We start from the raw sequence: 15,180 nt of genomic DNA, 5'->3' as shown, positions 1-15,180 counted from the left end.
ATTATCACTTAATAATTTGTTATAATTAGCAACATGATAGACATGATTTTATGGATAATTTTAATAACATTTGTATATTCACAATTGACATTATTGTACTACCTATTTGACAAATCGGGACTTTTTTGTTTTAACATAATAATGAGTATACTTTCAAATCTCATTATATTAAAGAAAGTGACTATATTTGAACAACAAATTAGCCTATCAGGCATAACCTTTTTATCAATACTTTGTTCGCTAAATTTAATTACAGAAAAATACAATGAAAAATCAGCTATAGAGTCAATAACATTAAATATGCTCACACATATCACTTTTGTAATAATGATACATTTTACACTCTATTTTCATCAAAATGAGTTTGATACTTCTAACATACACTTAAAAGTATTGTTCTACAATGCTTCTTATATTTCAATAATTTTCACTGGAACATATATCATATTTTTATCTAACTATGTGAACATAAAAGTATATTCTATACTACAAAAAAACAATATAAACAACAAATGGATAATTCACAATGTATCAAGATTCTGCTCTTCTTGTATAGCCTATATGTTAGCAAATATTTCAATGTACATAATAGAACAACTATATCCTGGAAATAACATTAACATGGTAAAAAGTTCATGGCCCTTTACCATTGCAATAATGATAATTGACACCTTTATATATTGTTTCCTAAACAAGCTAAAAACTAGAAAAACTACAATTTCTCAATGATTTTGTACCTTTTTATAATTTTTCTATAATATTCAAGCTTTAAGTTTAACTTTTCATCTTCATTTAGCAAATAATCAATAGAACTACTTCTTAAACGATTAATTAAAGAATAAAAGACTATAGCTACAGCTACAGAGAGATTATAACTTTGTGTAAATCCATACATTGGTATTTTTAAATGCAAATCAGCATTTTGCAAAATTGTATGGCTAAGACCCGTTAATTCTGTTCCAAAAAATACTGCCATTTTAGTATCAATTGGAAAATCTTCAAGAGATATGGCTTCATTATCTAATGATGTAGCTACTATTTTATACCCATTAGCTTTTAAATGTTCAAATGCAACTTTTACACATTTATATTTATTAATACCTATCCATTTTGAAGCTCCAAGAACAACACCTGGATTTAAAATATACTTATTATTAGTCTCAATAATATGAATATTACTAAGTCCTAAAATCTCAATTGTACGCATTGTAGCACTTGCATTTTGAGATTGAAAAATATCTTCAAGTACAAGTGTCAAATAATTTGTACGATTATTTAATACTTCATCTATTCTCTCTCGTCTTCTTCGAGTTATCAATTCAGCCAATATCTCTATTCTTTTCAATGTATCACTGACCATAACATATTATTCTAAATAAAAAACCAATAAAATCAAATTGAAAAATTCAATTAAAATATTACAAAATAATTAATTTTCTATATAATATTAAATGTGGAAGTAAAAATTGAAGAATCTTGGAAAGAAATGTTAAAAAGTGAATTTTGCAAAGGATACTTTAAAAGACTTGTAAGTTTCATAAAAAATGAATATAAAACTAAAAAGGATAAAATATTTCCACCACCAAGATTAATATTTAATGCATTTGATACCTTACCATTTAAAGATATTAAAGTGGTGATACTTGGACAAGATCCATACCACGGAAAAGGACAAGCTAATGGTTTGGCATTTTCTGTTAATCCAGACATCAAGATACCTCCATCATTACAAAATATTTTTAAAGAAATAGAGAAAAGTTTAAAAATAAAAACTATTCCAAATGGAGATTTAACACGATGGGCAGAACAGGGAACGTTTTTGCTAAATTCAATATTAACAGTAGAAGAAGGTCGCCCATCATCTCATAAGGATATTGGTTGGGAAATTTTTACAAACGAAGTAATAAAAATCATCTCAAAAAATTTAAATAATGTTGTATTTATGTTATGGGGTAATTTTGCAAAGGGAAAAAAAGAATTAATAGATATATCAAAACATTTAATCCTTGAAACAAGCCACCCCTCTCCTTATTCTGCACACAATGGATTTTTAGGTTCAAACCACTTTAGTAAAACTTTAAGATATCTACAAGAACACAACAAAACCCCAATAAATTTCCAATAAATCAATTTTCCTAATAAGCTATCATCTCTTTAATAGTATATACAAGTTATTTAAAATTTATTATTTATCTTCTTGATTCTCTTTATTTAAAGTTTCTTTATTTAAAGCATCTTCATTATTTTTATTTTTATCATCATCCCAAAAAGTTGAACTCTTCTCATCAACTTTAACATTTTTTAACAAATCACTATCAACTCGTTTGGTATTAATAAAAGACAATGCAATTACAAAAACAAAAAAAAGAATAATAAAAAATGCTGTAATTTTTATTGCAACACTTGAAGATCTTGCCCCAAAAATAGAAGAACTTCCACCTCCAAACACTCCTCCAATGCCATCGCCTTGTTCATCTTGAAACAATACTAACAAAATAATCATAAATGAAGTAATAACAAAAAAGACAAATACTAAAAATCTAACTAACTCCAAAACAAACCTCTTTATTTCGATATTTTATTAATTATCTTTAAAAACGAATCTGCTTTTAAAGACGCACCACCAATTAATGCTCCATCAATATCGCTTTCACCCATTAAACCTTCAACATTGTCAACATTAACAGAACCACCATATTGAATAATAATATTATCTGCTGCCGATTTTGAATATAATGATTGAATTTCAAGCCTAATTGCCTTATGCACTTCTTGTGCTTCTTCTTTTGTTGCTGTCTTTCCTGTCCCAATTGCCCATACAGGTTCATAAGCTAAAATTATTCTCTGAAGATCAGATTCATATACAGATACTAATCCATTTCTAACCTGATTCAAAACTACATCTAAAGTTTTACCTTTTTCTCTCTCTTCAAGGGTTTCTCCAACACAGAGAATCAAATATTTAAATGGATGTTTAAGTCCTGTAAGAACTTTCTTATTTATAATTTCATCATTTTCTCCAAGATATGTTCTACATTCAGAATGTCCAAGTATTACGTAATCAACCCCAAATTCCAAAAGCATAGAAGGCGCAATTTCACTTGTTCTAGCGCCGCTACTCTCATAAGACATATTTTGAGCACCAAGAAGAACATTGGTTCCCTTAGTCACCCTACAAACTTTACAAAGGGACGTAAATGTAGGTGTTATCATAACCACCACATTATTATTAATATTGTAGACACCATCTACAATCTGTTTAGCAACATCTGCAGCCTCTACACTTGTATAATGCATTTTCCAATTTCCTGCTAAGAAAACCTTTCTCATCTTAAACCTCCAACACTTTTATACCTGGTAAAACTTTTCCTTCAAGATATTCAAGAGAAGCACCACCCCCTGTTGAAACATGGGTTATCTTTCCAGACAAATTAAATTTATTTACAGCAGCCACTGAATCTCCACCGCCAATAACCGTAATTCCAGGACAATTAGCCACATATTCTGCAACCTTTGCTGTACCTTTGGCAAAAGCATCAAACTCAAATACTCCAAGAGGACCATTCCAAATTACAGTTTTTGCACTACTAAGAACTCTCTCAATTTTTTCCAAAGTCTTCTCGCCAATATCCATCCCAATCTTATTATCAGGAATATTCACAAAATCAACATATTCAGGCATAGAATATTCCTGAAATTCACTCGCAACAACATGATCAATAGGCAAAATAACTTCTACACTTAATTCCTTTGCCTTCTTCAAAAAAGATGCGGCTATATCAATATATTCATTTTCTAAAAGAGACTTACCAATAGAATATCCCTCTACTTTTAAAAAGGTATATGCCATTCCACCACCAATTACCATTACATTTGATTTTGGTAAAAGGGATTCAAGAACTGCAATTTTTGAAGAAACTTTTGAACCACCAATTATTGAAACAAATGGACTCTCAGGATTTTTTAAAATTTTACCCAAAAATTCATCTTCTCTTTCCATCAAAAATCCACCAACAGCTGGCAAATAAGATGCAACACCTGATGTAGAAGCATGAGCTCTATGAGCAGTTCCAAAAGCATCATTTACAAAAATATCACCACTTTTAGATAACTGCATTGCAAAAGCATCGCTATTTTCTTCTTCTTCCTTATAAAATCTCACATTCTCAAGTAAAACAACATCTCCATTCTGCATACAAGAAACAGCTGCAACTACTTCATCACCTATACAATCAGACAACATCTTAACATCTTGCCCCAACAGTTCTGATAATCTCCTAGCAATAGGCATAAGAGAATACCTAAGATTTTTCTCTCCCTTTGGTCTACCCAAATGACTCATCAAAACAACTCTGGCTCCTTGAGATTTAAGATATTCTATTGTGGGTAAAGCCGCCTTAATTCTAGTATCATCAGTAATGTTCCCTTCTCGTAAGGGAACATTAAAATCACATCTAACCAAAGCACGTTTGCCTGAAAAATCACAATCTTTTATAGTTCTTATTGACATTTACAAATACCTCAAGATTATCTTCTCAATTATTTAACTAATTTTTGTGCAAGGTCAACTACTCTTGTAGAATATCCAAATTCATTATCATACCAAGCAAGTACTTTCACAAAACCATCTAGCAATACCATAGTCTCAAGACCATCAACTATTGAAGAATGAGAATTTCCTCTAATATCTGAAGACACTATAGGATCTTCTGTATATCCTAAAATACCACTAAGTTCTCTAGACTCTGATGCTTTCTTAAGTACAGAATTGATCTCTTCTTTTGTAACATCTTTTTTCTTAAGTTGAACTGTAAGATCAACAATAGAACCTGTAGGTACAGGAACTCTCATAGAAGTACCATTAAGCTTACCTTTAAGTTCAGGCAAAACAAGTCCAACAGCCTTAGCCGCACCTGTTGAAGTAGGAATAATTGAAAGAGCCCCAGCTCGTGCTCGTCTTAAATCAGCATGTGGCAAATCCAGAATCCTTTGATCATTAGTATAAGCATGCACAGTAGTCATAAGCCCTTGTTCAATACCAAAAGCCTCATGTAAAACCTTTGCAAGAGGTGCCAAACAGTTTGTTGTGCATGAAGCATTAGAAACAGCTTTTAAATCAGAAGTAATTTCATGCTCATTAACACCAAGTACAATTGTTTTAATATCATCTTTAGCAGGCACTGTCAAAATTACTTTCTTAGCACCAGCATGTTCAACATGATCAAGATACCCACCTCTATCACTTGTTGCTGAAGAGAACACACCTGTTGACTCAATTACAACATCAATCCCAAATTTACCCCAAGGAAGCTTTTTGGGATCACGCTCAGCAATAATCTTTATTTCTTTCCCATCTACTACAATAGCTCCATCTCTTGCTTCAACTTTTTTATTATATACTCCAAAAGTAGAATCATATTTCAAAAGATGTGCAAGTGTTTTAGGATCTGTCAAATCATTTACAGCAACAACTTCTATTCCTCTCTCAAAAGCAATTTTAAAAACATTTCTACCTATACGTCCAAAGCCATTAATAGCTAACTTCATACAACTCCTCCATCATTTTTTATTGTCTACTAGAATTATTAAATAATAAATTAATTAATACCAAGTGTCAAACTATTTTTTTATAAAAACCGTATATCCTTCTTGAATATAATCTCTTAAAAGTGCAGATGATTTTAAAGTCCCTCTAGAAATATAATCACCTATCTCCTCAATAGAAATTTCACCAAGAATATCTGACTTACTATAACTCATAAAACTAGCACTATCACTATTATATTTTAAAGCCCCCTCTTTAAGAACTAAAAAGACATCACCTAGTTTTACATCGTTTACATGCCCAAGATTAATTAAAACATCATCTTTTTTGATCTGAAGTATTTTTCCCTTTTTTGGCAAATAATCATTAAAATCTCTAGAGAAAGAACTTAAAATATTACTCAAATATAACACTCCCCCTGAATTATAACTAAAAGTTTTCACTTTAACTCCGGTTTTACCTGAAAAAATATCTACCCTTAAACTAGCCAAGTTTTGAAAAACATCCACATCAAGATCAAACATTAAAAATAAATCAAGATTATTATTTCGTGCATAAGAAAATTCCTCAGAAAAACTACTTACCAAATAATCTTTATCCTTATTATAATCAAATCTATAATTAACCACTTCTATATTTAAATTACGATCAAGAATCCTCTCAGCATATTTTAAAATTAAATCATTTGCACCAAAAACTTTATTTTCATTTTGAGTAAAAATACCTATCCTGTAAACTGTTTGGTTATCATAAAGCTTATTCAAGTCACCAATAGTTTTATAACCATACTTAAAAAACAAAGAACTTCTAATATCAAATGCAACCATATCATAAAAATCTAAAATCTCAGAATCAGTAACCTTTCTCTGTTCTACCAAATAATACAGTTCTTCATAAGCCATTACATCTAATTTCATAAACTTATAAATCTTAGCAAGCAAAAATCTAGCCCCATCATTATCAGGATAAATATCAATAGCATTCTTTACATTAAATATTGCTGCATCTAAACTTAAATCTTGAAAAGCCTTAAGCCCTTCATTTTGATACCTCTTAGATATTTCTACATTAGTACTATTATTTTTTTGAAATGCACTTCTAAAATTAGATACAAAAAAACTTTCTTCAAGAGCCATATCATAAAATTCTAAGTCTTTTTTCATATTTTTAGCCCTCTCCAAATTAAAAACAGCCTTATCAACCTCTCCAAATTTTAAATAAGAATATCCAAGTAAATAATAAAGCTCATCAGAATCTTGTTCAATAACTATCGCTTTTTGAAGCGCATCTACTGCATCTTCATATTTAACTTGATATAAATAAACAAGAGCAAGTAAACGATAAGCATCAACAAGTCCAAAATCTTTATAAGTAGTCTTTAGCAACATTAAATAATTTTGAGCATATTTTTCAGCAGATCCTAAATTACCAGTTTTAATAGAAAATTCTGCAACTCTCCTATGAAAATCCGGAAAAGAAGTAAAAGTTCCTCTAACCTTATTTATTAAATGTTGTGCCTTATCATTCATGTTTAATTTTTCATAAATGCTCATAAGATGGTCAAATGCACTATAATTTGTACGACTATACTCAAGAACGGACAAATAATAATTAGCAGCCGCAATAAGTAAACCTTCTTCTTCAAAAATTGAAGCAAGCCCCACTAAAGCATCAATGTTATTTTTCTGTTTAGATAAAACCTCTGAATAAAACTTTTTAGCTTGTGATGCTCCATTATTTTTAAGCAATATATTTGCATAAAGAATTTTATATTCGATGTCTCTATTTGACATCTTATAAGCTTTTTCTATAAAAAACTGAGCTTGATTATATATTTTTAATTTATAATAAATTTCAGCCAGAAATTTGTAAGCCTCATAATAATTAGGATTAATCTTAACAGCTTCAAGAAGTTCATCAATAGCATCATAATATTTTTGCATAAGATAACATGTTTGTGCCTTTTGATAATATTCAATAGCAGTTGTAGTAGCACCTATTAAACTACCAAAATTTAAATAAAAAAACAAAAGCATTATAAAAAATCTCTTAAAATTCATAAACCTTCCTTTTGGGAAATCTTTATTACCTTAATATTTCGCTGATGCATATTTTTAATAGTAAAAATTAAATTATTATATTCTATCTTCTCATTCTTCAAAGGAATTCTTCCAAATAGATCATAAACAAAACCTCCAAGAGTATCAAAATCTCCATCTGGAAGACACAATCCAAGTTTTTCATTTAAATCTTCAATTAACACTCTAGCTGTACAAAGATAACTTCCATCATCAAGAGGAACTATTTCATCAACTTCATTATCAAATTCATCTTGAATATCTCCCACAATCTCTTCAAGAATATCTTCAAGTGTAACAAGCCCCGAAATTCCTCCATATTCATCAACTACAATAGCAATATGCACATGATTTTCTTGAAATTCTTTTAAAAGAGAATCTATTTTCTTACTCTCAGGAACAAACATAACTTTTCGCATAATATCTTTTAGATCTATCTCATAAAAATCTTTCTTCCACATATGTAACAATATATCTTTTGTATGAATTATTCCTATAATATCGTCTATTGTTTCTTTATAAACAGGAAATCTTGAATGATTGCTAGAAGTTACAACTTTCAAAATATCATCTTTACTTATAGAATAATCAATAAATATTACACTTATTCTTGGAACCATAATCTCTTTCACAATCGTTTCTTTAAGAGAATTAAAATTATTAAGCAAAGATGTTTCAAATTTCGATTTTTCTTCGCTATCTTTACCCTCAACATATTTCATTTTTTTATTCTTAAAATTAAAAAACTTGAACATCAAAATACCCTTCTGGTTTCTCTTAAAACCTGTTCCTGAATAATCAACATTGTCTCATTTTGAAAATTATTTGTATCATGAGTATATCCTATTAAATGCAAAATCCCATGTATAGTATTTCTTTGAAGCTCATCATACATTTCAACATTAAATTCTAAAGAACTAAACTCCAAATACTCAAGAGATATGACAATATCTCCTTGTATTTTATGATTTATTTGTTCACTACCTTCAAAATAATTAAAAGACAAAACATCAGTAGGCTCTGGTTTTTGCCTAAATTCACCATTTAACTTTTGAATGTACTCATTATTGCATAGGATAACAGATAGCTCATATTCTTTAATACAAAGAATATTGAGAACAGATAAAATAAAATTATAATAAGCATCCCAATGTTTAAACTCAACACCTTCTGCCCATAAATTTAACTCCTCTTTTATCAATTCACTATATCCTAAAACTAATTATAACTTAAAAAGAACATTATATAAACAGACAAGAGTTCAATTTCTTATCATTAAACCCTTTTATTAAACTTTAAACAAATCTTTAATTGCATCCTTCAAAGAATTTTTTTCAATAAATCCAACAGAAACTCTTGGCTTATCTCCAACAGGAACAAAAATAATGGTAGGAAGACTTTGTACACCAAGCATCATAGAAACTTCTTGCTCCTTATCAGTATTAACTTTATAAAAATCAATTTTATCTTCATATTCCTTAGAAAGTTCGTCATAAATCGGAGCAAGCATTTTACATGGACCACACCAATCAGCATAAAAATCAATTATTGCAGGCTTTGTACCCTTAAAATTCCATTCTTGATTGTTTTTATAATCAAAAACCTTATCAATAAATTCCTGCTTAGTCAAACTAATTGCCATATTTTCTCCTAAATCAATCGATTTTTCATTATAACATAAATATAATATAATTAATAAGGAACTAAATCATAAACAATGAATTTGATATTAATAAACACAAATGAGTTTCATAATGGAATCGTACTTAATGATCCAAGAGTAAAACATATTACAGAAATATTAAAACTTAAAAATAATGATTCCTTTAAATTTGGCATTATTGGTGAAGAACACATCTATTCATGCATATATCATAAAGATATAAGACTTTTCTTTAAAAACAATCATAAAATATCAAAATCAAATCGACTGACAAGAGTAAAAGTTGTCATTGGGTTCATAAGACCAATTGCAGCAAAAAGAATAATTCAACACCTTGGTAGTATTGGAATATCTGAAATCATTTTTTTCAATGCTTTACTTAGTGAAAAATCCTACTCACACTCCAAACTCTTTAGAACAAAAGAATATGAAAAATATTTAATAAAAGGAGCTATGCAAGGCGGAATTACATATATACCAAAAATTAAAATTTTTAACAATTTGATAGAAGTCTTAGAGAATATAAAAGATGACAATTTTAATACCACAAAAATACTACTTGAAAGAAATAGCAAAAACAAACTAATTGACATAAATATAAAAACAGAAAATGTGATTGTCATAATTGGACCTGAGAGAGGATTTATAACAAAAGAAATAAATTTAATAACAAAGTACAATTTTAACACATATAACATTTCACCAAATATTTTAAAAACAGAAACAGCTACAATCGTAGCATCCACGATTATTACATCAAAAATGAATGACTAATAATAACATCCTGTATTAAACTCAAAAATAAAATTTGCCTTCATTATTTCAATTCACTAATGTTTGATTTATAAGTTTATCATGAATATAAAGCTCAACTGTTGAGCCTTTTAATGCCTCATAAGGCAATTTAATAAGTCCACCTTTAGATCTAAAAGAATAAAATAAAGCACTATTTCCACTAGAATCTCTTACTTTAACCATGATATCTACACTAGATGGATATACATCTAATTTATAAGTCATAATTCCAAACACGCTTGTACTATTAACTCTTGGTTCATTAATAGTAATTATCAATTTATCTAAGGTTTCAATCTTATTTCCAGGAGATAAAGACTGATAAATAACACTTCCAAAATCATTACCCTTAGAAACATTGATATCAAAATTAATCTCATCATTTAAAAGAGAAATTATTACATCTTTGTAATAGAGTCCAACATAGTTTTTTATATACTTAACAGATGGCTCTTCTTGCCCTTTACTTACTAAAAATTGAAGATCAACTAAACTCGCAATCTTAGTACCTGGTGATGGTTCTTGGCGAATTATTGTTCCTTTTGGAAGAATACTCTCAATTTCAACAGGTCTTAACAAATGATAAAGCATCCTATTATTATTAATTGCATTGGCTTTCAAATTAATAAGAACATCATCAATATTCTTACCAATAAAATTATCAACTTTATTTATCACAGCTCCTTTACTAATAAAGATTTTAACCTTACTATCAAGTCTCAAAACAGTACCTGCCTTAGGTTTTTGATCTATTACCTTACCTTTATCAAGCGAAGTTGATGAGAACTTAAGTTCAACATAAGGAATTAATTCTTTATTTTGAAGCTCAGTAATTGCCTCTTCAATATAAAGTCCACTTAAATTTGGAACAACAACAATATCACTACCCTTTAAAAAAATAAAAAATATCGCACATGAAATCATCAAAGACCCAACAATAGTAAGCACTAAACCCCTAGACACATGCTCTGGCAAATCATGCATTTTATCATCATAATTTTCTCTAAATTCATGCAAATTACTATCATTTAGATTTTGACTATCTAAAAATAACTGATTATGTGGTGGTTTATTATCCATCAATATTATATCATCTCCTTAAACTTTATTTTTAAGAAAAAACCTTACCTATTAAATCTTTACTTCCATGATAAAATGATGCACAATCTAAAACTTTTTTTCCAATTCTTTGAAGCTCTAATAATACCAAAATTCCATCTCCTGTCTTTACCAAAAGACCTTTACTAGGATCAAAATCAACAATTTTTCCAATAACTTGATCATCATAATCATTAGTACTTATAAAATCAGCTCTATGAAAAATAATCTCATTATTATCAAGCCTAGCTCTTGCAAGGGGCCAAGGATTACACGCATTAATTTTATTCTTAATATCAAAAGCACTCAACTTAAAATCAATCATTCTATGCTCTTTGCCAAAAAAAGAACAATATGTAGCATTATTTTTATCTTGAACAACTCCAACATCTCCTTTAAGCAATTTATTTAAAGCTTCTATTACGAGATCAAAACTATTTAAAGAAACATATTTAAAAATATCAACACTTGTATTAAAACCCTTGATTTCAAACTGACTTTGCGCCAAAATATTACCACTATCCATCTCTAAGAGCATTTTTTGAACAGTAATTCCACTAATAGAATCACCATTTAAAATAGCAGATTGAATAGGAGAAGGGCCTCTATATTTTGGCAAAAGAGAAGGATGAATATTAATACAACCCATTGGAAAAATATCCAAAAATTCTTGCTTAAAAATTTTTCCATAAGAAAAAACTAACATAAGTTCAGGCTCTAAGCTTTTTACCACGTTTATTACATCAGCATCAAGTACAACTGGTTGCAAAACAGTAATGTTTCTACTAAGAGCTTCACGTTTAATGTCATTTACTTTCAAAGAAAGACCACGACCACTAGGCTTATCAGGTGCAGTTAATACTCCAACTACATCATATTGATCTGATATTTTTTTTAAAACCTCTAAAGCAATATTATCAGAACTTGCAAAAAAAATTTTCAAAATTTAACAAGCCTCCTTTCCTTAAGATAAGATTTCAATAATTTATTCCTAAGTTTATCCTCATAATAATCAATAAAAAGTACACCTTTTAAATGATCCATTTCATGCTGAATAATTCTGGCTAAAATATCTAAATCTTCAATCTTAAAAAACTTGCCATTTTCATCATAAGCTTCAATTACAATTGATTTTGGCCTTGATAAATCATAATAAACTCCAGGAATACTTAAACAACCTTCTTTATAAACACTAAGTTCAATAGATTTTGACGTTATTACAGGATTAATAAAAACCAAAGGTTTTGACATCATATTTTCTCTAACTACAAAAATAGACAAATCAAGACCTACTTGAGGTGCAGCCAGTCCAACACCCTTGCTTTTATCCATTAAACCTATCATTTGAAAAATGATACTTCGCAATTCATCATCAATATTTGCAACATCCTTCGTTTGTACTCGAAGCAAATCATCAGGATAAAAAACTATTTCCATAAATCCTCCAAAAATCTATTTTTAAAATTACGACTTTATTTGTCCAAAAAACTTCCATTCTTCTTTTTCCGATTCCGAAAAATAAATACCACCTTTCTTAGATTTTGGCAAAGCATAAAGCCTACCTCCATTCTCATCTTTAAATACTAAAAATTCTTTAAGCTCTATTTTTGAAGGAAGAAGTTTTTTATCTTTACCATTCATTCTTAATCTCCAATGACCATCCAATGTTTTATAAAAAAAAACCTTATCATCAAAAATATTAATTTCATAGTTATCATTTTTATACACAATATCATCTAATTTTAAAACTCCCAAAGCATAATTTAAAAACTCTCTATTATATTGAACAGTATCTTTAATGGATTCAGTATAAGCAGCCCTTACTTGTTCACTTTTTGCATCAACAAAAAATAAAGTTGGACTCTTTTTTAAATTAATTTCACTAAAAATTTCATTATTTACATCAATAATCAAAAAAACATTATGCTTAGCAACAAGCTTAAAAAGCTTATCATCTTCAAATGACTTTAAAAAATCTTTTATTAAATTATCTTTAATATCTTTTCCAACCAATATTAAAACATTTTTATATAATTTTTGAGCCTCATCTATAGCATCCTCATAAGAATCATGAAAAACAACGTTAAATGAATTTGAAAATAAACATACAAAATTAAAAACAATAAAAATCAATATTGCCAATAAATTTACAAATTTCATATCTTACTAGTTAACATCTCTAAAAACTTAAGTTCATCACCACTAAGATATTCTTTTAAACTAAAATATACAAATTCATGATAACTATTAACATAGTTTAATTCATCTTTTGACAACATTTCAACAACTATCAATTCTTTTTCAAAAGGTACAAGGGTTAAATTTTCAAATTCCAAAAAAATTCCAAATTCATTTGAATAACTTTGCTTTACAAAAACTAAATTTTCAATTCTAATACCATATTCAGAACTTCTATATATCCCAGGTTCAATTGAAATAATTTCAGAACCCTTAAAAGAATAAGTGGATAAAGGGCTAATAGAAACAGGAAATTCATGAACATTAAGAAAAAATCCCACTCCATGCCCCGTTCCATGAGCAAAATTTAAGCCATGCTTAAGCAAAGGAAATCTGGCAATACCATCAAGAGACGCACCCAACATTCCAAAAGGAAATTTTAAAGAAGCAAGAGCAATAAAAGATTTAAGAACTAAAGTATAGTCTTCTCTCTCTTTATGAGATACTGTCCCAATTAAAACTGTCCTCGTAACATCTGTAGTACCAAGCTCAAGATAAGAACCTCCAGAATCTATTAAAAGCAATCCATCCTGATTAAGTTTTTTAAATCCTTTTTTTGGTCTATAATGAGGCAATGCTGAATTTTCTTTAAAACCAATGATCGAATCAAAACTAGAACTAAAAAATTCATCTCTTAATGTCCTAAAGCTTAAAAGCATATTTGCAACATCAACCTCATCTAAATCAGCAAGCTCATCTTTAGTTAAATTCTTAAATTTATATAAAAATTTAACCAAACTTACAGCATCAATAATATGAGCGTCTCTTATCTTACTAATCTCATAATCAGACTTTATTGCCTTAAGTTCATTAACAATACTAAGTCCAAATACTGCATTTGATCTACCAATAGATTCCAATATTTTAACATTACTATTAACTGGTATCAAAAATTTGCCCTCATGATTAATCTCTTCTAAAAATGAATAAAAATTACTATAATCTTCGACCTCAATTCCTTCAACCTCAAGTCTCTCTATTAAATCAAAATCAAGTTTATCAACATTAACAAAAAGAACATTCTTATATCTCTCACTTCTAGCTATAAACAAAAAAGCATAAAACAAAGCTGATGATTCAATATCAAATCCTCTTAAATTTAAAAGCCATGCTATTTCATCCAAAGAACTTATAACATAAAAATCAATTGTATTTGCTTCTAATTTTGCATTAACTTTATTGATTTTATTTATTCTTTTATCATTTTTTTGAGCTTCCTTAAGTTCAAATATTTTATTACCTGTAAAATAAGGCCTATCCTGCCAAATTTTAGAAATTAAATCTTCATGTAAAATCTCAATATCTGTAAATTTACAATTTTTAACTAAATCATCATAAAATTTTATACTAATATCCTCAGCATAAACTCCAATCCGTAATCCTTTAAGCTTTATATTAATATAGCTAAAAATATCTGGATGGCCCTCCACCCCAAGTTTTATTAATTTAAACTCAGTTCCTTCAAGTTCATTTGCAGCTTGTAAAAAATATCTACCATCAGTAAAAAGCACTGATTCCGTTTCTGTAATAACTACTGTCCCAGCACTTCCTGTAAAACCTGTAATAAATTCACGAATATTAAATCTAGCATGAGAATATTCACTCATATGCGGATCATGACTTGCTATTAAATATGCATCTATCTTATTTTTCATCATCAATTTTCTTAAAGATAATATTCTTGTATTAACCTCCATATAAGCAAGCTCCTTAGGATTTAAAAAGTAACTTTTTGTTTAATTATAACAAATAATTCAATTTTA

17 protein-coding genes are annotated in these 15,180 nt (G+C 28.6%); 3 read left to right on the top strand and 14 right to left on the bottom strand.

Annotation, left to right across the window (positions count from 1 at the left end):
* Positions 1 to 33: 33 nt before the first annotated feature.
* Complete coding sequence (locus U880_RS10985; protein WP_084543269.1) at positions 34 to 729, top strand: queuosine precursor transporter; 696 nt, start codon at positions 34 to 36, stop codon at positions 727 to 729.
* On the opposite strand, the gene U880_RS10395 is transcribed toward U880_RS10985, so the two are convergent.
* Positions 713 to 1,360 (bottom strand): TrmH family RNA methyltransferase, encoded by a 648-nt coding sequence (locus tag U880_RS10395; protein ID WP_038359733.1) that lies wholly within the window; start codon positions 1,358 to 1,360, stop codon positions 713 to 715. The two genes, U880_RS10985 and U880_RS10395, sit on opposite strands and share 17 nt — an antisense overlap.
* Positions 1,361 to 1,453: 93 nt before the next feature.
* Here U880_RS10395 and ung point away from each other — a divergent pair, with 93 nt between their 5' ends.
* A complete protein-coding gene (gene ung, locus U880_RS0109175; RefSeq protein ID WP_024655730.1) occupies positions 1,454 to 2,125 on the top strand; it encodes a uracil-DNA glycosylase in 672 nt (223 codons plus the stop codon).
* Positions 2,126 to 2,185: 60 nt separating this feature from the next.
* Here the strand turns inward: ung and secG are convergent, their stop codons facing one another.
* From secG to trxA, 8 genes are all read right to left on the bottom strand, one after another.
* Complete coding sequence (gene secG / locus U880_RS0109170; RefSeq protein ID WP_024655729.1) at positions 2,186 to 2,554, bottom strand: preprotein translocase subunit SecG; 369 nt, start codon at positions 2,552 to 2,554, stop codon at positions 2,186 to 2,188.
* A gap of 11 nt (positions 2,555 to 2,565) precedes the next feature.
* On the bottom strand, positions 2,566 to 3,330 hold the full coding sequence (gene tpiA, locus U880_RS0109165; protein WP_024655728.1) for a triose-phosphate isomerase: 765 nt from the start codon (positions 3,328 to 3,330) through the stop codon (positions 2,566 to 2,568).
* A 1-nt stretch (position 3,331) separates the two neighbouring features.
* Entirely contained in the window at positions 3,332 to 4,510 is a 1,179-nt protein-coding gene (locus tag U880_RS0109160; protein WP_024655727.1) for a phosphoglycerate kinase, read from the bottom strand.
* A 29-nt stretch (positions 4,511 to 4,539) separates the two neighbouring features.
* Positions 4,540 to 5,547 carry a type I glyceraldehyde-3-phosphate dehydrogenase gene (gene gap, locus U880_RS0109155; protein WP_024655726.1) on the bottom strand — a complete coding sequence of 336 codons (1,008 nt, stop codon included), beginning with the start codon at positions 5,545 to 5,547 and terminating at the stop codon, positions 4,540 to 4,542.
* 72 nt (positions 5,548 to 5,619) lie between these two features.
* Complete coding sequence (locus tag U880_RS0109150; RefSeq protein ID WP_024655725.1) at positions 5,620 to 7,605, bottom strand: tetratricopeptide repeat protein; 1,986 nt, start codon at positions 7,603 to 7,605, stop codon at positions 5,620 to 5,622.
* Positions 7,602 to 8,378, bottom strand: coding sequence for a hemolysin family protein (locus tag U880_RS0109145; protein WP_024655724.1), 777 nt, complete (start codon positions 8,376 to 8,378; stop codon positions 7,602 to 7,604). Before U880_RS0109145 ends, U880_RS0109150 begins: the two co-directional genes overlap by 4 nt.
* Positions 8,378 to 8,824 (bottom strand): rRNA maturation RNase YbeY, encoded by a 447-nt coding sequence (ybeY, locus tag U880_RS0109140; RefSeq protein WP_024655723.1) that lies wholly within the window; start codon positions 8,822 to 8,824, stop codon positions 8,378 to 8,380. The genes U880_RS0109145 and ybeY overlap by 1 nt, the downstream gene beginning before the upstream one ends.
* A gap of 87 nt (positions 8,825 to 8,911) precedes the next feature.
* Positions 8,912 to 9,265 (bottom strand): thioredoxin, encoded by a 354-nt coding sequence (gene trxA / locus U880_RS0109135; protein ID WP_024655722.1) that lies wholly within the window; start codon positions 9,263 to 9,265, stop codon positions 8,912 to 8,914.
* Positions 9,266 to 9,340: 75 nt separating this feature from the next.
* Here trxA and U880_RS0109130 point away from each other — a divergent pair, with 75 nt between their 5' ends.
* Complete coding sequence (locus tag U880_RS0109130; RefSeq protein WP_024655721.1) at positions 9,341 to 10,060, top strand: 16S rRNA (uracil(1498)-N(3))-methyltransferase; 720 nt, start codon at positions 9,341 to 9,343, stop codon at positions 10,058 to 10,060.
* 48 nt (positions 10,061 to 10,108) lie between these two features.
* On the opposite strand, the gene U880_RS0109125 is transcribed toward U880_RS0109130, so the two are convergent.
* Genes U880_RS0109125 through U880_RS0109105 form a run of 5 tightly spaced genes read right to left on the bottom strand, consistent with a single transcriptional unit; the run spans position 10,109 to position 15,114 of the window.
* Entirely contained in the window at positions 10,109 to 11,161 is a 1,053-nt protein-coding gene (locus U880_RS0109125) for a PASTA domain-containing protein (RefSeq protein WP_051373913.1), read from the bottom strand.
* A gap of 31 nt (positions 11,162 to 11,192) precedes the next feature.
* Positions 11,193 to 12,122 (bottom strand): methionyl-tRNA formyltransferase, encoded by a 930-nt coding sequence (fmt, locus tag U880_RS0109120; protein WP_024655719.1) that lies wholly within the window; start codon positions 12,120 to 12,122, stop codon positions 11,193 to 11,195.
* Positions 12,119 to 12,616 carry a peptide deformylase gene (gene def, locus U880_RS0109115; RefSeq protein WP_024655718.1) on the bottom strand — a complete coding sequence of 166 codons (498 nt, stop codon included), beginning with the start codon at positions 12,614 to 12,616 and terminating at the stop codon, positions 12,119 to 12,121. Before def ends, fmt begins: the two co-directional genes overlap by 4 nt.
* A 27-nt stretch (positions 12,617 to 12,643) precedes the next feature.
* On the bottom strand, positions 12,644 to 13,339 hold the full coding sequence (locus U880_RS0109110; RefSeq protein ID WP_024655717.1) for a hypothetical protein: 696 nt from the start codon (positions 13,337 to 13,339) through the stop codon (positions 12,644 to 12,646).
* The gene (locus tag U880_RS0109105; protein WP_024655716.1) at positions 13,336 to 15,114 is read right to left on the bottom strand and encodes an aminopeptidase P family protein; all 1,779 of its coding nucleotides are present in this window, start codon (positions 15,112 to 15,114) and stop codon (positions 13,336 to 13,338) included. Before U880_RS0109105 ends, U880_RS0109110 begins: the two co-directional genes overlap by 4 nt.
* Between the last annotated feature and the right edge of the window lie 66 nt (positions 15,115 to 15,180).

Origin of the sequence: Borrelia hispanica CRI, from assembly GCF_000500065.1 — a bacterium.
Classification (GTDB): domain Bacteria; phylum Spirochaetota; class Spirochaetia; order Borreliales; family Borreliaceae; genus Borrelia; species Borrelia hispanica.
The sequence above is the reverse complement of the archived record's forward strand: the minus strand, read 5'-3'. Positions and strand labels throughout refer to the sequence as shown.